The organism is Domibacillus tundrae (assembly GCF_000970675.1).
Classification (GTDB): domain Bacteria; phylum Bacillota; class Bacilli; order Bacillales; family Domibacillaceae; genus Domibacillus; species Domibacillus tundrae.
Window position 1 is genome coordinate 222,714 of record NZ_LAJA01000007.1, and the last position, 18,339, is coordinate 241,052.

An 18,339-nucleotide genomic window follows, 5' to 3' on the forward strand; every position below is an offset into this window, starting at 1 on the left:
CGCATATCCCTTATAAAAAGGAATAACGGCTTTTCGCTATCTTATTCAGCTGCTCTTCTGACTTCATGTATACCGAAAAAAACCGAAAAACGGGTCGCCTGACGGGTCCGTCTTTCGGTTTTTTTACTCGGTCTCCTCTTTGCCGTACGTATATTGAGAAGGATCGACCGGTTTCATGCCTTTCACGTCATGAAAGCGCAGGAGGTCACCGTACAATACTTGATCCGAGAAAGATAATTCCGCTGCCACTTTCTTTTTAAAAGCCTCCATCTCGGCTGTCGGCTCTACTTCTTCGCCGGTTTGCGTATCGTAATACGTTCCGTCAATTGACGTGTATTTCGGCGATACATAATCACCGTTGCGGAATGCGACGACTTCATCGTGTTTTGGCGATAATAAGTCGGTGCCAAATTGGATAAACTCTTTATTGTCGATCCCGAGTAAATGCAGCATTGTTGGCAGTACATCAATTTCTCCGCCATATTGGTGCTGAACGCCGCCTTTGACGCCAGGCACGTGGATAAACAGCGGAACACGCTGCAGCTGTGCATTTTTAAACTCTGTGATGTCTTCTCCCATAATCTGCGCCATTGCTTTATTGTGATTTTCAGAAATACCGTAATGATCCCCATAAATCATGATCATAGAATTATCGTAAAGACCCGATTCTTTCAAATCAGCAAAAAAGGAAGCCAGTGCTTCATCCATATAACGCGCTGTCTGGAAGTAGCGGTCCACGGTTCCATCACCCGTATTGGCCGGCGCGATTGAGGCATCTCCTTCATCCATCACATAAGGAAAATGATTGGTCAGTGTCATCAAATGCGTGTAAAACGGCTGCGGCATGGATTCGAGCATCGGCATGGATTCTTCGAAAAACGGCTTGTCTTTTAAGCCGTAATTGACTTTTCGATCTCCTTCCATGTTATAGTAGCTGGCGTCAAAAAACGTATCTACGCCCATTTGTTTGTAAATTTCATTTCGGTTCCAAAACGTTTTATAATCGCCATGCAACACAGCGGTCGTGTAGCCTGCTTTTTGGCTCAAAATCGCTGGCGCCGCCTGATAGGTATTGCGCCCTTTCAGCACAAATGCGGATCCTTGCGGCAGACCGTACAGGGAGGTATCCATCATCAGCTCGGCATCAGCTGTCTTCCCTTGCCCGGTTTGATGAAAAAAGTTATCAAAATACATAAAATTGTCATTATGGGCGAGTGAATTTAAAAACGGTGTGACTTCCTCTCCATTTAATTTGTAATCAATTAAAAACGATTGAAATGACTCAAGGTGAATTTTAATGACATTCATGCCTTCCGCTTTTCCGAAATATTCTTCGTTCGGTTCTGCGTAATGAGACTTTGTGAAGTTTTCCACATTTGTTAAGTCGTCGCTGCTTGCGAACGCGCTTTGCTTCTCGTTGTTCACGGTTTGGACGGCATCATATACTGTATAGTTATAAGCGCCCAAATATTTGATCAAATAACTACGATCAAATGTTCTTGACAGAAGCTGCGGCCTGTCTATTTCGGCCAGTCCGAGATTGACAGCGAAAATAACGGCTCCGACCGCTAAAATAGATGCGGCCTTTTTCTTCGGCAGTACGTGCTGCTTAAAGTTCTGCTTTTTCATCCAAAGGACCAGCATCAGCACAATCAGATCCACAAAATAAATCACATCATGCCACTCTGCCAAATCCGCAATGCTCCCACCCAAATGCCCGGCGTTGCTCGTTTGAAATAAAGTTGGCAGCGTAACAAAATCATTAAAGAAGCGATAGTACAGTATATTGCTGTATAAAATAAGCGTCATGATGCTGCTAAGCGCAACAATCCAAGTGCCTCCCCTTTTTAAAAACAGACCGAATCCTAAAAAGAGAATGGCCGAACTGAGCGGATTAAGGAACAGGAGAAACGTCTGCAGCACATTGTTAATTCCCAACTGAAACTCGGTAAGATAGGCGATATATGATTTAACCCAGACAAAAATAACCGCCAAAACAAAAAAGTGCAACGGTTTAGAAAATAATTTATTCATTTTTCATCCCTTCTCCCAACTGTTCATGATAAATCAGCGTCTTTTATAAAAAGCCGCAGTTATTAACTATACATCATGCGGCTTCCATCTGTCGAGTACCTTCATTTACCATGTATTAAATGACCAGTCGTGGAAAAATAAGAAAAAAAGGCTGATCATGGACAGCCAAATTTATTTTTTGTCAGATAAATTAACAGGCTGCTTGTTATTGTTTTTCTTTGTTAACACAATAAAGACAAGGAGAGGAGCTGATTTTATAGTGTCAGCCTTTATATTAAATAATCTGCTGGCGGTTTTGTGGATCGCTCTTTTTATGAAATCGAAAAATGAAAAACAGCTGCAGGTGGCCCATTTTCTTTTTTTGGCCATCGCGATCGGTATTTTAATCCATTCTTGTTTGAGCGCTTTTGCTCCTCATTATTCAATCGGAACCCAAATTTCCGAATATGATTCTTCCTGATAAGTGTCTTCGTCCGGGTACCGTTCAAATTCTGGAATACCTGGTGCATGTTTATATGCATTCGATGGAAACCATTCCGCATAAATTTGTTTCCATGCCTCTTGGATCACGTCGACAAACTAACCATTACACGAAGACGGTCCTTGAGCGGGAACCGTCTTCGTTTTTTATTTGGACCGCTTCCGTTCATTCGACTTTCGCACCCTCACCAGTGTTTCAGCCGGCTGCTTGCGGATCCATTTGATGTATTTACTTATTTTTTCATCATGGCGCAAACGTTCAATCGTATCGTGGCACACAGCCAGTTCTTTATTCGTATAAAGTGCATGAATTTGTTTGTGGCACGTGCGGCACAAATTAGCGGTTGGGCCGTACGATCCGCCTTCTTCACGCGGCGTCAAATGATGGACCGTAGTTTCAACCGGTGAGCGCCCGCACAATTCACATGTGGATGGTTTCATCAAGGCACTCCTTTTCTTGTTATTGTACCAAAATCGTTTTGACCGCCGGAATATTTGGCAGATGGTCGGAATCTACTGAAATTCGACCATTTTAGCTTTTTGCCGACTGTTAGAGCTAATTCCCCAACCATTAAGTTCCTTTTATGCTAAAATGAACTAGACCACATGGGGAGTCTTCAGGCTGAGAACAGATACGATCTGGACCCATGGAACCTGTCGGATCATGCCGGCGCAGGGATGTGGATATTTTCCTCTTTCTTAGCGTACCGGCAAAGAAAGATTGAATATTTCATCGCATTTTCATTTGTCGGATTAGCGGGACTATTGGCGAGCCGTTCCCTATCGGCGCGTTCCATTGTATTAGCTGTTTTACTCGGCTGTCTCGCCCGCTACTTCTGGCATTTCATCGCCGGTTGGGTGTATTTTGCCAAATACGCGCCGGAAGGGATGCCTGCTGCGCTTTATTCATTGATCGTCAACGGCGGAACGGCACTTTTAACCTTTGTTTTATGTGCCATTGTGCTTGTTCTGCTTTGGAAAACAGCCCCAAGGCTTTTTAAAACAACATAATGTTTTTTGAAAGACCGGTCCTGTGCCGGTCTTTTTTTGTTCTCAAAAAACCGTCTCCTGTTAAGAAGACGGTTTAAAAGCTGATGCTTGCTTTCCCGAAAAAAACAGTGCCGTAAAAAGCAGAAGCAGCATGATGCTGATTGTGTAAAAAAAGCTGAATCCCTGCCCGTATTGAATAACCGTTCCGCCGACAAATGGTCCAAAAATGCTGCCGATGCTAAACAAGATGCTGCACATAATATTTCCCGCTGGTAGAAGTGTTTTCGGCAATAAGTCCACCATGTAGGAAAGGCCAAGCGAAAAAATCGATCCGACGAGCATGCCCGCGATAAAAAAGCAGACAAATAAAGCGGTTTTCGATTCTTCCAGCCAGCCGGCTAGCATAAAGACGGCGACACCGGCAGCCGTTACGGTCATCAGTACGTTTCTCCGGATAAACCGGTCACTCAGCATGCCAAGCGGCAGCTGAAACACAATGCTGCCGATCGCGAATGCCGGCAAAATAATCGATAAGGCGCTGACGTCCAGACCGAGCCGCAATGCATAGACAGGAAAGCTTCCGTTCAATGAAGACTCTAAAAAGCCGTAGCCAAATGGGAACAAAAGCGCCACCCATCCATATTTCCAAACGCGGCCGAACCGATGAAATGTATGAATAAATGATGTTTTTTCCACCACTTCTTCCGGGTAATCATTTTTCAGGAAAAACAATCCGGACCAAACAAGCAGGCTCATAAACGACGCCAGCAAAAACGGCAGTGGTTCAGCCACACCAGCCAGGCGCGTCATGACCGGGCCGATGCCAAAGCCGAGCCCAAATGACAATCCGTAAAGTGCAATGTTGCGCCCACGCTTGTCTTCCGGCGAAAAAGCGGTCAGCCACGTTTGGGAAGCGAAATGAAGCATATTGTTGCCAATCCCGATTACAATTCGCAGCACAAGCCAAAACAGGAGCGATTTCCACACCGCAAAAAGAGCAAGACAGGCCACATCTGCGAATCCGCCCGCAATCATCACCCGCCTATAGCCGAATTTCCTCAGCAGCCCTTCCATAAATGGCGCTGCGACGAGCATGCCGGCATACATCGCTGCCGCATGCAGCCCGTTCACCGATGAGGACACACCATCCTGCTCAAAAATAATCGCCACGAGCGGAATAAGCATCCCTTGCGTAAACCCCGATACCGCCACCACTGCGATAATCATCCAAAATCGGAATTTCATTCATTCTCCCTTCTTTCTATTTGCTATATTACAAAAATGTTTAAAACACCCCATTTAGATTATCGCCGGACCGAACCCCTGTCAATTGCCGATTTCAGTTATAATAGAAAAAATGAATTTCATCACGAAAGGAGCCTTTTCAATGCAGCCCATTACCCCTTTTTTCATGTTTGAAGGCAACGCGGAAGAAGCAATGAATTTTTATCTGTCTATTTTTGAAGGAGCTTCTATTTCGCATATTACACGGTACGGCGCAAATGAAGTGGGAAAAGAAGGATCAGTACAGCAGGCTATTTTCACTCTGAACGGTCAGACATTCATGTGCATTGACAGCCCGATAAAGCACGATTTCACCTTTACTCCTGCTCTTTCTTTGTATATTACTTGTGACACAGAGGAAGAGATTGACCGCCTGTATGGGGCGCTGTCAATTGGCGGGGCCGTACTTATGCCGATTAACGCCTATCCGTTCAGCCAAAAATTCGCCTGGTTCAATGACTGGTTCGGTGTTTCCTGGCAATTAAACCTTCTTTAACCCATAAATCCGGCGTGCTCATAAAAAAAGCCCGCCGGATTTATGTCCACTCGCACCACAAAAAAAGCCGCCTCATAATGAGACAGCTTATCCCTTTATTTTCCGCCGGTAAAAGAAATACCTTTAATGAAATAGCGGTTAAAGAATCCGTAGAGAATCAGGACCGGCAATGTAAAGACCATCGAAGCGGCCATAATGTAATTCCAATAGCTGATGTACTGCCCTTTAAACGTATTCAATCCGACCGGAAGCGTAAACATCTCTGCATTGGTCATGATGATAAGTGGGCGCATAAAGTCATTCCAGAAGCCCATAAAGACGAAAATCGCTTGAGCGGACAGCGCTGGAACCGCCAATGGCAGCACGATCCGGAAAAACAAGCCGATTCTGGTCAAGCCGTCGATTTCCGCTGCTTCCTCCACTTCTTTCGGGAAGTTAATAAAGAACTGGCGCATCATAAAAATAAAGGTCGCATTAATCATGCCCGGCACAATAATACCCTGATAGCTGTTCAGCCAGCCAAATTCTTTCAAGATCAAGTAATTAGGCACGAGCGTGACTTGCATCGGAATCATGAGAACAGCCAAAATGATGATGAACAGCGGCTTTTTCCCCGGAAAGGACAGCCGTGCAAGCGCATAACCCGCCATTGAATTAAAAATCAGATTCAATGCTGTGCCAACGACGGCAATGAAGGCGCTGTTAAACAGCCAGCGTGTAAACAGTTCTTCCCGAATGAAAATCTGTTTATAGTTGTCAAATGTAAATTCTTTCGGGATAAAGCTGATGCCCCCGTTCACGATCTCTCCTAATGTTTTAAAAGAGGAAGAGAGCGCCCATAAAAAAGGAATGAGCGTGACAACAGCGTATAGAATCAATATCGCATATAGGATCATTTTGCCGATCGACATCGATTTTTTCATTTTTATCTCTCCTCCTTAATAAAGGGATTCTTCTTTTGAAAATTTCCGCTGCAGCAGTGTAGCAATTAAAATGACAATGGCCAGCAAAAAGGCCAGTGCCGCTGCATAGCCCATCGTTCCCATGCTCTTAAATGCATATTGATAAATTAATAGAACAACAGTTAGTGTAGAATTATCCGGCCCACCGGAACCTGCCGAGAAAATATACGACTGGTCAAACAGCTGAAAGGTGCCAATTAACCCCATAATAAAGACGAAAGAGGTGATCGGCCGAAGCTGCGGTACGGTAATGTACCAGAACTTTTTAATCGGCCCTGCTCCGTCAAGCTCTGCCGCCTCATAAAGCGAATCCGGGATACCTTGAAGTGCAGCTAAATAAATGACCATGAAAAATGGAGCAGTCGACCAAATATTCATGACCATAATCGCAGCAAGCGCAACTTGCGGATCACCGAGAAAATTGTACGTCGGAAGACCAAGTGTATCGAGCATAAAGTTAACAAGCCCTTCCTTGTTGTACATCCACATGAAAATAAGTGTGAGCACAGCGGAGGATGTCAAGGTCGGAAGAAAGTAGACAATGCGGAAAAACTTTTCGCCTTTTAAACCCGCGTTTAACGTAGCAGCAAGCACAATTGCAAGGAATGTCTGAGTGGGTACGACGATGATCACGTATTTAAATGTGTTCCACACCGCAATTTTCGCACGTTCATCGTCGAAGACGCGTGAATAGTTATCGAGCCCAACAAATTGATAGCTTGTTCCGCCAAGCAGCTCTACTTTATGAAAAGATAAAAAAATCGCGTAAAGAATCGGTCCTAAAATGAACAAGAGCAATACAAAAATCGTTGGGCTCATAAAAAAATAACCTTGTCCGATTTCACGCCATTTCTTCGCCGATATCGTCCGTTTCAATGTGAGTCATCTCCTTAAGGATCAAGCGGACCGCCAAGGCAGTCCGCTCAATCTTATTGATTCGCGTCAATTTCGCTGTTCGCCTGATCTTCCGCTGCTTTTAGCGCCTCATCAAGCGGCTGGTCTCCTAAAAACGCACTGACAAATTGATTGTTAAAGTTATTTGTAATAATTGGTAGATTTGTTCCGTTTGCCCATACCGTTGCATAGCTTGCGCCGGTCACGATCGGTCCGCGCAATTCATCCTGGTCATAGCCAAGTTTTTCTGCGACAGACTTACGTGTTGGAAGAGCGAATCCTTTGCTTGTCCACGTCTCCATTCCTTCTTTTCCAGTCAAGTACCCAATCAGCTTCCACGATGCTTCTTTTTGCTGGGATTCTTTATTCATGACATACGATACAGTGTAGGCCATCGTCGCTTTTTCCCCTTTAATGGCCGGTACTTCGGCTGTGCCGTACTCAATGTCCGGGAATGTTTCTTCCATAAACGGAATCGCCCAGTTTCCTTCAATCACCATCGCTGCTTTTCCTTGACCAAACATTTCGGCACCCCACGATGCACCGACTTCTTTCGGTTCCGCAGCGGATTTATCCACATTATGCATATCAATAACCGGCTGAATGGCTTCCACTACTTTCGAATCAGCAAAGCTAGCACGGTCATCTGTCACGATGCTGCCGCCCGATGATTCCGCGAGGAAATACTGACGCGCTAGTTCAGGAGCTACTCCATAACCGTATACGCCATCTTTCGTCAGCTTTTTCGCAGCCGCGCGAAATTCTTCCCACGTTTGCGGCACTTCTACGCCGGCATCGGCAAGCATTTGTTTATTGTAAAATAACGCAAGTGTCGAAAAGTCTTTCGGGAATCCATACGTGGCGCCATCTTTTTGGAAAGCTTCTAACAACGGCTTTTCAAAATCCGCCGTATCAAATTCATCCGTCACATACTCATCAAGTGGTTCGAGGACGCCTGTTTCAATGAGGGCAGGCGCTTCAAAGGCATCCAGATAAAAGACATCCGGACCTTCTCCGCCGATCAGGCGGGTTTTCATGACATCCATGTATTGATCCGCAATGACTTCATGCTTTACATCAATATCAGGATTTTTCGCTTCAAAGTCATCCAATGTTTGCTGCAAAAGCTCCTGCTCCTGCGGATTGCCGCCCCAGCCAGCTAATGTGACCGTCACTTTTTCTCCATCTCCGCCTGATGATCCTTGATCAGATGATTCCCCGTTATCGCCGCTGCATCCCGCCAATACGCTTCCTGCTAAAAGTGTCGACATTGTTAAACCAGCAAACCATTTCTTTTTCATGTGTGGTTCCTCCCCTAATGGTTAAATAGATTTTTAGTTGGATGAAATACGCATTGCTTCTTCTGTCATCATGACTTCACAACCGGTTGTATTTTCTTGAATCTTAACTTTGATGACGCCGTTTTTTCGGTAGATGGAAACAGACAGCTTTCCTTCGCCAATTTGCATGTCATTCACATGTAAATAGTCCATGCCAGGCAGTAAAAGAGGGTGCAGTGAAATCTGCTTATTTGGTACGTCCGGAAACAGTCCTAAAAGTGACTGGATAAAGACAAGCGGCGTGCCGGCCGCCCATGCTTGTGGCGAGCAGGCAACCGGGTATTTAACAGCCGGGCCAATTTCTTTTGAATACCCGCAAAATAGTTCAGGCAGACGGCTGTACTCAAAATGCTTGGAAGCCTCAATCAATCCGCCGATCACTTTTGTTATTGCTTCCGGCTGACGCATTTTGCTGAGACCAAATAAAATCATGCTGTTATCATGCGGCCAGACACTGCCATCGTGATAGCTCATCGGATTGTATCCCGCTTCTCCTTCCGCCATCGTCCGAATGCCGTACCCAGAAAACAACAGCGATGAAGTAAGCGTTTTCGAAACTTGATCGAGCCGGTCTCCTTCCACAAGCCCCGACCAGAGCGTATGTCCAGGGTTCGATGTGATGGTACCCACTTGTTTTTTGTCAGCGTCTAATGCGATCGCATAATAACCGGCATCATCCATCCAAAATGCTTCATTATATGCTTCTTTTAACTGTTGTGCTTGTTCCCGGAGCTGCTTCGCTTTTTCAGTTTCTCTGTTTTGTTCAAACAATTCAGCTAATCCTGTTTTGGCCTGGTATATATATCCTTGTACTTCACTGAGAGCAATTGGTGAAGCCGCATAATCACCGTTGCGGTGTACAATTGAGTCGCCTGAATCTTTCCATCCTTGATTCGCGATGCCTTTTTCTGACTCCTGGTGATATTCAACGAAGCCATCGCCGTCCCGGTCTCCGTATTGATCGATCCACTGAAGTGCCGCTTCCACATTGGGAGACAATTCTTTGAATAGCGCCTGGTCGCCGGTCCATTTCACATATTCCACCAGCAGCATCAAAAAGAGCGGTGTCGCGTCAACGGTGCCATAATACGGCGTGAATGGAACCTGGTTTGTATTCGCCAGTTCACCGTAACGGATTTCGTGCATAATTTTGCCCGGCTGCTCATCACGCCATGGATCATTTTTCGTTCCTTGGTAATGGGCCATCGTCCGAAGTGTTCCTTTTGCCACATCCGATGCAAATGGCAGCAGCTGCAAGGCGGCAATGATACTGTCACGGCCAAACGGAACACCAAACCATGGCAGCCCCGCGACAGGAAAACGGCCAAAGCCGACGTCCGTCATTAAGACTCGCAAATCCGCCGTTCCTCTTTGAATGAGTTCATTGAAAGCGGGCATGCCGGTCTCAAATTTTGGCAGCGCTTTATTCCATGATTCATGAGAAGCTTTCAATTCGTTCCATGCTGTCTGACGATCGACCGGCGCAAAGTTTTCTTCCCCAATGAGCGGCTGAATCATCAATGTAATGGTGCGGGAATGCCCGTGTTCAAGCGTAATATCATAATGCAAACTATCCTTCGTTGCTTTCGACGGCGCTTCATTCCATTGAACACGTGTGCGGCGTTTTATGTTATCTGCTCCGTCATAATGAAATTCAAGCGCCTCATCTGTCAATTCAGCCGGCCGGGCCGAACCGATTTCTCCGTACTGAAAACCGCGGGCGATAAACATATCTGTAAAATCAGCGTCAAGATGCAGGCTGATTTCAAATGACACTTCTTTCGGAAAAAAGCTGGCAGCCGTAATCATTTCATACAGTACGCCATTTGCGATAAAGCGCTCTCTTTTCAGTTCAATCGATTCTCTCCATAAAATCAGGTCGCCGTTTTGCTCCTGGTGCGGATTTGTCAATAATATAACCGATCGCACATTTTCTGCTCCGCTTGAATGAAGCGCAATGGGTTCTTCTCCATTAATTTTTAGTTCAAGCTGGCTAAGCATCCGCGTGTCTTTCGTATAAAGCCCCAGTTCGTACGGATGGTTAGAAGTAATATCTCCTTTTTCATCCGTCAGCAAAAATAAATCATTTTCTTTTAAAACCCGATAAGTCAATTTTCCCACTCTCCTCTGACACAATAACCCGAAACGTTTCGGATTTTGATAAAAAAGAATGTCCGCTACTTATGCGAACGTTTTTCCTTTACTTTTTTGCATGACTGCCGCTCTTGCAGCGTGTGTTCCATAATAATGTGTTTTGCCACGCTTTCGTTTTTCAATATAGAAATGAGCTGCTTGGCCGCTTCCTGCCCTAATCCGTACATATTTTGGGCGATTGTCGTCAATTCCGGCTGTACGTATGATGATAACAAAATATCATCAAACCCGATCAGCGACACATCATTTGGAATTTGTCTTCCGGAAGCATGTATCTCTTTGATTGCGCCGATTGCCATCAAATCACTGGCGCAAAACAAAGCAGTGATTTCCGGATTTTGCTCCAGCAGTTTGAGAGCTGCTCTGCCTCCTGCTCCTTCTTCGAATTTACCGTTTCCTGTATATTCCAGACAGAAAGGAATGCCCGCTTTTTGCAACGCCGACTGATACCCTTCCAGCCGATGCCTGCTGACAAACGCGAATTCATGGCCGTTTACAAATCCAATATGCCGATGTCCGAGCGAAATCAAATAACTGACGGCTTCTTCGGCTCCTTTTCGGTTATCAATCGAAACAGAACCCACATGCTCACTTGTCACCGGTATATCAATGAATACACACGGAATATTGCTGTCAACCACTTCCTGCAAGTACGGATCATCTGTCCGGATCCCCTGCACAATAACGCCATCTACGCGCCTCTCCATACAAAGTTCCCGATACGTTTTTTCCCGCTGCTTGGATGAGGTTGTATTAAACAAAATCAGATCATAATCAGTAGACGCAACATACTCATTAATACCGGTCATCACTTCCGCAAAGAAATTGTCTTTTACACTTTCCCGTGTGAATCCGGAAACAAGCAGGCCAATCGTCTTTGACTGATTCATCACAAGGCTTCGCGCAATCGAATTTGGTGAATAGTTTAATTCTTTTGATGCCCGAATAATGCGCTGGCGTGTTTGCTCATTGACATCTCCATAGCCGTTCAGAGCGCGGGAAACCGTCGTAACAGAAACACCAACGTGTTTTGCGATATCTTTAATTGTGGTCATTTCCCTCACTCCATTATGTTACAAACTCAATCCGAAACGTTTTGGATGTTGTTAAAAAGGATATTACACTAATTTGTTACCGTTTACAATAATATTTGAAATTTTTTATTTTTTCTATAAAACAGATTTATGTCCATAAAAAAAGGCCGCTGCTAGTTCGCAGCTGCCTTCCATTGATGGAGCAGTGGTCCGTCACTCCCGAAAACCGGATCGGTATCTGGAACCGAGACATTCGCGATTTCACTGAGCGACTCGGCCCGTACATCCGGATCCCGTTTTTTCAAGTTTGGACTTTTCCCGTCCGGATATGCGCCGACAACCGAAAAGTCCGGGCTTTGTTTGAGCCGTTTATGACCTGTCCCAGCTGGCAGCACAATGACGTCGCCCGTCTTTAATTCCAGCTGCTCGCCCTGTTCGCCGCCAATCAGCACGACCGCAGTCCCTGAGTTTATTCCGAGCACTTCATGCGTGTTCGTATGATAATGATGATAGTCAAATACACCGTTTACCCAGCTGTTTGTCCAGCCATTCCGGTTAAACACCGGTTCAATATCATTGGGATTGTCCGCAAATACCCCGGCATAAACAACCACCGGCAGCTTCGCGTTATTGGGAATCTCACCATCATCTTTAAACTGAAAAGAAGAAATGTTCGAATTCATTCGTACCCGCTCCTTTTTGTTTAACGTAACAGTTTGTTATACCCAGATGCGGGACCGATACTCATTTTTCATAAAAATGATGGCTGTGTAACATGAATCGCATCTTGCCCGACACATTTCTTTCCATCACCAAAACAAAGCTTCGTTTCAAAATAATAACGGCTTCCCTCCATTTGAGCCGGAAGCTGAAATGAAAATGGGATACGTTTCGATGTATTTGGCGGAATTTGTTCTGACATAAAAATCATAATTGCATCTGCGGCCGGTGACTGCGCTGCAGCACTTTCCGTCACCAAATCGCATTCGAGGCGGCTTAATTTTTGCTCAAACAGCCCGCCTTTTATAATAAAAGAACCCGTCACTTTTTCACCGGGAAAAAATTCGTTTTTATCCAGCAACAAATCGATATGCAGTGAGCCAATACGACCTTTGACCTCACTCATTAACTTATTCAACATACCTGGCTGTTCCCTCCATTGCTTGAAAATAAATATTGGCGTAATCGCCTGATAAACACGTACTATACGCCCGTTTTGACGATTTGTAAAGAGGAAGAGAAAAAATTATATTGCTAAAAAATTATAAGCATTATCGTTAATGAACAATCTGTTAAAAAAAGCGCTTGTAACCATGATTCCTCCTGCATGAAAATCATGTTTTTCCACACGCTACTTATACGGAAATGGAGGTGTTTGATGATGGAGAAGGTGCAAAATACAGGACAGCGTATTCAAGAAACGGCAGATGAATTAATGAAGCAAGGTGTGCCGCCAAAAGCCGCTGCCTTCGCTGCTTCCATGGGTTTTTTACGAGAGCTGCAAAAAACAACAAACAAAAGGTAACGGGCAAAATGGAAAAATAACTTTTCTAACAAAATGTATATTTATTGGAAGTAACATTTGTTTTTATACTGAATTGGAATAAATTTATTTCTTTGAGATTACGATCGTGCAGTGGAAATAACAATCGTTTTAAAAGAAATTTTCCGCCCGGCTGCACCACACCGCGGCAAGTCGTGTCCCATGCACCCGGGATTCTCCGGGCTTTTCATCGAGCTGTAGCGGGCGTGCTATGGCACAAATGCCATCTTCCGCGCTTACAGCTTAATGAAAAGCGGCACGTATTTGCTGCGGGCTGGACACGTCGGCGGTCATAAAAGACCTTCGCATGGAAATAAACAGCAGTCAATCAGGCGTTTTTCCTGAATGCCCTTGCTTCCGCATACACCGCACATTTAGAACAAACGCTTCTCTTTCGATTTTTTTGATTCACTTGAAATAGCGGTTCACCTTTCGTTTTGCACAAAGCGCATTTAGACTTGGCCAGCCGATCCACCACACGATATCTAATAGATTGTAAATATGTAAGGTTGCTTGTTTTCATAATGACCATCCTCCCTTTTTCTATAATTTCGATAGAATAAGAGATATTTCCTGTAAAAATCGTTCATCAAATCACGACAAAAAACGCGGTCACACGGATACATGGATCGCGCTTTTTTCGAAAAAATTCAAATATTAATTTGTAAGGATCAAATGCTAAGAACGCGACGTCCTGTCGCAACGCATTTGTGACCTGCTTTGTGCAGGCCCAAGAACGCGACGTCCTGTCACAACGCATTTGTGACCTGCTTCGTGCAGGCCCAAGAACGCGGCGTCCTGCTGCAAGCATTCGTGACCTGCTTCGTGCAGGTCTTTGGGAGCCCTTTGCTTTCGAGGCTTTTTATCGTTTTTCCTTTAAAAAGGCATTCGTCAACGCAGCAAATAGCTGAAGCCCCTCGGTTAAATCATGCTCACTCATCAGTGAATACGTCAGCCTCATATGATGATCCGGCGGCTCATACGGAAAACAGACATGTCCTGGTAAAAACGAAAGATCTCTCTGCAAGCAATACTCATATAAGGCCATCGTCGAGACGTTATCCGGGAATGTCAGCCAAATGTTCAGCCCGCCTTCAGGTATTGTCCACGATACAGAGGAAGGAAAAGAATCCGCTAAAATCGCGATCGTTTTATCACGGCGCAGCTCGAGTGCGACACGCAGCTTTTCAAAATGCTGGCGCATCCGGTCTGACGTTAAAAACGGCAGCACCGCACGCTGTGTTAAAAGCGGCGTCCCCAAATCGGAAGAAGCTTTCGCTGTTAGCAGCATTTGCTTAAACGGGCCTTCCGCAAAAATCGTCCCCACTCGAATGCCAGGTGCAAGTGCTTTACTGAAGCCTTTCAAAAATAAAACCCGCCCGTCATCATCCAACGATTTGATCGGCTTCGGCGGCGGTTTCTCATCAAAGTACAGCTCGCTCCATGAATCATCTTCTATAATAAATAAACCGTGCAGCTGAGCTTGGTGCAGCACTTCTTTCCGGCGCCGGGCGCTCATTGAACGGCCCGTAGGATTTTGAAACGTTGGGTTCACATACATCGCTTTCGGATGATATGTTTTCGCGACGTGCGCCAGCAAATCAGCCCGCATGCCTTCTTCATCCATCGCAATCGGAATCACTTTCGCTCCCCGGTTCATGAAAATATCCAGCACGCCAGGGTAAGTTGGCGCTTCTGTTACGACGACATCCCCCGGACCAATGAGCGCTTTTGCGATCAATTCGATGCCTTGATGAAGCCCAGTCGTCATAATCAACTCATCCGCTGACGCAGAAAGGCCAAGCTGTGTCGTCAAATACGCCGCAAACGCTTCTCGTGTCTGCGCATCTCCCTGCACCTCTCCGTATGTCCCTAAAATAGCTGGTTCTGCCTTGAGCATATCCTTTAACTGATCCGCCAAGTACATCGTCGGCAGCAGCCCGGGATTCATCGCCGAATAATCAAATGCATATGTCGTCTTCGGCCGGGAATGAAAGCTGCTTCGCGTTAAATATCCCGGAATCGCGAGCTGCCAGTCGAATGCACTGACAAACGTTTCCTTCCGAACAGGACGCTCCACAAAGACCCCTTTGCCTTGAATACTTTTCACCATTCCCGCCTGCTCCAGCTTTTTATATGCTTTATGAATCGTTAAAAAACTAACGCCCGAATCCGCTGACAATTGACGGACCGATGGCAGCTTCTCACCGCCGCTTATCATATTCGTTTGAATGCGGCCCGCCAACTGATAAAAAATTTGATCCGTTAAGGACTCATGTGATGTTCGAGAAAGAAACAGCTTCATATGGATCACCTCACTCTCAGTATAAAGGAAAACGCCCAGGCATCTTTGGCAACTGTTATAAAAGATGTTTTACTGTTATACAGGAAAGCCCGTATGATGCTGTAAAAAGGAGGCATCATCATGATTTTATTTCATTACGTACTAATTTGTTTAATCTTTGGCACGACCTTTTTAGCGATCAAAGTGGGCGTTGACGCTGGCGTCGATCCTCTTTTATCTGCCGGATTGCGCTTTTTCATCGCCGGACTGCTCGTCGTGGTCTACTTTGCCATTCGGAAACAGTTCGTTTTTTCTTTTTTTTGGTCAAAATCGGTTTTGCTCATCGGATTTTGCTTAACGACGATGACATTTGCGACATTATACTGGGCGGAACAGTATATCACGTCCGGATTGGCATCAGTTCTTTCCGCATTTGGCCCGATTATGGTTTTTCTCCTTCATACTAAAACAACGAAAACAAACATAAGCATCAGCCAGGGAATCGGGCTGCTTTTAGGCATACTCGGTGTCCTGCTTATTTCGTTTCCCGGACTTCAACACGAGCTATCGGTTCGCTGGTTTCTGGCAGCTGTCGCGGTTGTTTTCGGGCAATTCTTTTACAGCATCGGCGCCGTTCACTCAAAATCGTTCTTAAAAGAGAACCCATCTGCTTCTCCATTTTTCATTAACGGTGTTCAAATGATGATAGGCGGATTGTTTTTGCTCATCTTGTCGATTGTTTTTGAACGGCCCTCGCTCAGCAGCCTCATCTTGCCGGATGTTCAAGTGTCGCTGCTTTATTTAATCGTCATCGGTTCGATTGCTGGACACGGGTTGTTTTACTCGCTTGTTCATAAAACCAACCCTGTTTTTCCATCCACTTGGCTGTATGTTTCGCCTGTCATCGCTGTATCATTGGGGGCCTTCCTGCTGGACGAAACGCTTTCAGCGGTTACAGCTGTGGGTGCAGCAAGCATTTTAATTGGCGTATTTCTTATCAATAAGCATATGCTGCTGAGCATGTGGAAAACAGGAAAATTGCTGAAAAAAGTGGAGTGAGATGAAAAACAGCGGGACGTCAAAAGTGTTTACTAATTGGAATGCAGCACATATTCAAGAAGATTTCTGCATAGCTTTAAAAAGTGTTAGGGTTGATTTTACGCTGTAAAATCCGATCAAATAATTACGCACTTTTAGTGGACCATACAAGTCGGGAGGCGGCCTATTTTGCGAAACGCTTAAAAGAGCTGAATGAAGGGAAGCCAAAACTTTTGCTTGAAGCAATTATTAAGGAAAATGTATTTTTCCTTAAAGTTATGGCTGAACACGCGAAATTTATTGGTCACTTACTTGATCCATCCGAGAGAAAACTAGTCGATCAAGCCCGAGATTTCAGTCATGACTTCGATCAATTGCTTTTTCAGGCGATGGATCTCGATTCAATGCGCCCACAGTCTGAAACGACACCCATTTTAAACCAGTTTCTTGATAGGAATCGGGTTTCCGTCGTTTCTTTGCGAAATTTTAAGAAATCCGCCAAAGAGTTAATTAAGGATTGTAAAATTAAAAGCAACATTCATCCTCTACTCGCTGACCACGTTTTTCGTGAAGCCGAAAGATTTTTACAGATCATTGATATGTTTGAGGCCAGTCTTAAAAAATAATAGGTCAAATCATCAGTGTGAGCCGATGGCTTTCAGTCCTTTAAGGATACGAGACTATTTTGGAAGGATCTTTTTCCTCAAGATCCTTCCATTGTCTATTTTTCTATCGCCACGCTTGTTTTGTGATTTCCTTCTCTTCTTGGAAACCAAGATACACAGCCGTAAAAAAACCTCCTGCCCCTGCTGCTAAAAAATAAAGAGTCGTATCCCACCACCAAAAACGATCATAAAAATGCAAAATGCACCCTAAAAAAATATGCAAAACGGTCCATATAATAGCTGAGAAAAATGGGCATATTAAAGGGACTCTTCCTAAAATGTAAGAGTAAAAGCGGAAGCGCACTGACTGCCACTCTGCCAAGCGCTTCCGTCAACTGGAGTTGTCTACATTTACCAGCTTCAATAGATACACCGATGTCATTAAAACGACAAAAGATACACTAAATAAGAGAAGGGCTTTTTTCTTCATCGCATCGTCCCATCCAGAAAAGTTCTAAATGCGACTCTTTTCGCTGAAAATTATTTTACAACATCACAGATGACATTCTTTAAAAAGAACGATATACTTTTAATAAGTTCTTTATAAAGAACAAAAGGAGGCTTATTAACCATGAGACAATGTATAGAAGACACATTTTTCGTTCATCACTTAAAAAATGAATTAAAGCCTATTTTATCCGGCCGGCAGGAAGTTGTATTTGTCTGTATCGGCACGGACCGCTCATCCGGTGACAGCTATGGCCCCTTTGTCGGCTCCAAGTTGAAACAAACCTTTTTTCTCCGCAAATATACACATGTATCCGTTTATGGCTGCCTCGATCACCCTGTCCATGCGAAAAACCTGGCCGAAACCGTTCAAACAATTGAAGCGCAGCACATCAATCCGGTCGTCATCGCAGTCGACGCCTGCCTCGGCGCTTCTCAAAACATCGGGACGGTCGTTTTAGATCAAGGTCCGATGAAGCCCGGCTCCGGCGTTCAAAAAGAGCTGCCGCCCATTGGCGACTATCACATTTCCGGCATCGTTAATATCGGCGGTTTCCTTCCACTTCAAGTTTTGCAGGGCACACGCCTCGCCCTCGTATACAAAATGGCTAATAAAACGGCTGATTTTATTACGCGGGCGCTGTTTGAATTGGAATACGAAAAAAAGAAAAGTCAAGCCGTCTAAATGCAAAAA

The 18,339-nt window shown here is 44.9% G+C and carries 18 protein-coding genes, 1 pseudogene and 1 riboswitch; of the genes and pseudogenes, 7 read left to right on the plus strand and 12 right to left on the minus strand.

Features of this window, described 5'->3' with window-relative positions; translation table 11 throughout:
* Positions 1-123: 123 nt before the first annotated feature.
* Positions 124-2,034, minus strand: a complete 1,911-nt coding sequence (gene ltaS / locus VQ00_RS09135) for a lipoteichoic acid synthase (RefSeq protein ID WP_046179832.1) — start codon at positions 2,032-2,034, stop codon at positions 124-126.
* Between the two features lie 259 nt (positions 2,035-2,293).
* Between ltaS and VQ00_RS18820 the strand changes: the two genes are divergently transcribed.
* A complete protein-coding gene (locus tag VQ00_RS18820; RefSeq protein ID WP_046179833.1) occupies positions 2,294-2,494 on the plus strand; it encodes a hypothetical protein in 201 nt (66 codons plus the stop codon).
* Here the strand turns inward: VQ00_RS18820 and VQ00_RS18100 are convergent.
* Together VQ00_RS18100 and VQ00_RS09145 are read right to left on the minus strand one after the other, a co-directional pair.
* Positions 2,452-2,604: a GyrI-like domain-containing protein gene (locus VQ00_RS18100; protein WP_082091519.1), complete on the minus strand. Its 153-nt coding sequence runs from the start codon at positions 2,602-2,604 to the stop codon at positions 2,452-2,454. The two genes, VQ00_RS18820 and VQ00_RS18100, sit on opposite strands and share 43 nt — an antisense overlap.
* Before the next feature lie 57 nt (positions 2,605-2,661).
* Positions 2,662-2,955 carry an HNH endonuclease gene (locus VQ00_RS09145; protein ID WP_046179834.1) on the minus strand — a complete coding sequence of 98 codons (294 nt, stop codon included), beginning with the start codon at positions 2,953-2,955 and terminating at the stop codon, positions 2,662-2,664.
* Positions 2,956-3,111: 156 nt separating this feature from the next.
* Positions 3,112-3,210, plus strand: a riboswitch (TPP riboswitch).
* Here VQ00_RS09145 and VQ00_RS09150 point away from each other — a divergent pair.
* A complete protein-coding gene (locus tag VQ00_RS09150) occupies positions 3,193-3,525 on the plus strand; it encodes an energy-coupled thiamine transporter ThiT (protein WP_156154031.1) in 333 nt (110 codons plus the stop codon). It overlaps the preceding riboswitch by 18 nt.
* A 60-nt stretch (positions 3,526-3,585) precedes the next feature.
* Here the strand turns inward: VQ00_RS09150 and VQ00_RS09155 are convergent, their stop codons facing one another.
* Positions 3,586-4,749 carry an MFS transporter gene (locus VQ00_RS09155; RefSeq protein WP_046179835.1) on the minus strand — a complete coding sequence of 388 codons (1,164 nt, stop codon included), beginning with the start codon at positions 4,747-4,749 and terminating at the stop codon, positions 3,586-3,588.
* A gap of 142 nt (positions 4,750-4,891) precedes the next feature.
* Here VQ00_RS09155 and VQ00_RS09160 point away from each other — a divergent pair, with 142 nt between their 5' ends.
* Positions 4,892-5,284, plus strand: coding sequence for a VOC family protein (locus VQ00_RS09160; protein ID WP_046179836.1), 393 nt, complete (start codon positions 4,892-4,894; stop codon positions 5,282-5,284).
* A 95-nt stretch (positions 5,285-5,379) separates the two neighbouring features.
* On the opposite strand, the gene VQ00_RS09165 is transcribed toward VQ00_RS09160, so the two are convergent.
* The 7 genes from VQ00_RS09165 to VQ00_RS09195 all read right to left on the minus strand — a co-directional run bounded on the left by VQ00_RS09165 (position 5,380) and on the right by VQ00_RS09195 (position 12,809).
* On the minus strand, positions 5,380-6,207 hold the full coding sequence (locus VQ00_RS09165; protein ID WP_046179837.1) for a carbohydrate ABC transporter permease: 828 nt from the start codon (positions 6,205-6,207) through the stop codon (positions 5,380-5,382).
* Positions 6,208-6,222: 15 nt separating this feature from the next.
* On the minus strand, positions 6,223-7,065 hold the full coding sequence (locus VQ00_RS09170; protein WP_172645566.1) for a carbohydrate ABC transporter permease: 843 nt from the start codon (positions 7,063-7,065) through the stop codon (positions 6,223-6,225).
* Positions 7,066-7,175: 110 nt separating this feature from the next.
* Positions 7,176-8,441, minus strand: a complete 1,266-nt coding sequence (locus tag VQ00_RS09175) for an ABC transporter substrate-binding protein (protein ID WP_046179839.1) — start codon at positions 8,439-8,441, stop codon at positions 7,176-7,178.
* 33 nt (positions 8,442-8,474) lie between these two features.
* Positions 8,475-10,592: an amylo-alpha-1,6-glucosidase gene (locus VQ00_RS09180; RefSeq protein ID WP_046179840.1), complete on the minus strand. Its 2,118-nt coding sequence runs from the start codon at positions 10,590-10,592 to the stop codon at positions 8,475-8,477.
* Positions 10,593-10,657: 65 nt separating this feature from the next.
* Positions 10,658-11,689: a LacI family DNA-binding transcriptional regulator gene (locus VQ00_RS09185; RefSeq protein ID WP_046179841.1), complete on the minus strand. Its 1,032-nt coding sequence runs from the start codon at positions 11,687-11,689 to the stop codon at positions 10,658-10,660.
* A gap of 152 nt (positions 11,690-11,841) precedes the next feature.
* Positions 11,842-12,351, minus strand: a complete 510-nt coding sequence (locus VQ00_RS09190) for a cupin domain-containing protein (protein WP_046179842.1) — start codon at positions 12,349-12,351, stop codon at positions 11,842-11,844.
* A gap of 68 nt (positions 12,352-12,419) precedes the next feature.
* Positions 12,420-12,809 (minus strand): sporulation protein, encoded by a 390-nt coding sequence (locus tag VQ00_RS09195; RefSeq protein WP_052728443.1) that lies wholly within the window; start codon positions 12,807-12,809, stop codon positions 12,420-12,422.
* A gap of 237 nt (positions 12,810-13,046) precedes the next feature.
* On the opposite strand from VQ00_RS09195, the gene VQ00_RS18825 reads away from it, so the two are divergent.
* Positions 13,047-13,193 carry a hypothetical protein gene (locus VQ00_RS18825; protein WP_172645560.1) on the plus strand — a complete coding sequence of 49 codons (147 nt, stop codon included), beginning with the start codon at positions 13,047-13,049 and terminating at the stop codon, positions 13,191-13,193.
* Between the two features lie 880 nt (positions 13,194-14,073).
* On the opposite strand, the gene VQ00_RS09210 is transcribed toward VQ00_RS18825, so the two are convergent.
* The gene (locus VQ00_RS09210; protein ID WP_046179845.1) at positions 14,074-15,516 is read right to left on the minus strand and encodes an aminotransferase-like domain-containing protein; all 1,443 of its coding nucleotides are present in this window, start codon (positions 15,514-15,516) and stop codon (positions 14,074-14,076) included.
* 120 nt (positions 15,517-15,636) lie between these two features.
* Here VQ00_RS09210 and VQ00_RS09215 point away from each other — a divergent pair, with 120 nt between their 5' ends.
* From VQ00_RS09215 to yyaC, 3 genes and pseudogenes are all read left to right on the plus strand, one after another.
* The gene (locus tag VQ00_RS09215; RefSeq protein WP_046179846.1) at positions 15,637-16,554 is read left to right on the plus strand and encodes a DMT family transporter; all 918 of its coding nucleotides are present in this window, start codon (positions 15,637-15,639) and stop codon (positions 16,552-16,554) included.
* A gap of 80 nt (positions 16,555-16,634) precedes the next feature.
* Positions 16,635-17,159 (plus strand): annotated as a pseudogene (locus VQ00_RS09220) (DUF2935 domain-containing protein); the annotation flags it as partial.
* Between the two features lie 610 nt (positions 17,160-17,769).
* On the plus strand, positions 17,770-18,330 hold the full coding sequence (gene yyaC / locus VQ00_RS09225; protein WP_046179847.1) for a spore protease YyaC: 561 nt from the start codon (positions 17,770-17,772) through the stop codon (positions 18,328-18,330).
* Positions 18,331-18,339 lie beyond the last annotated feature (9 nt).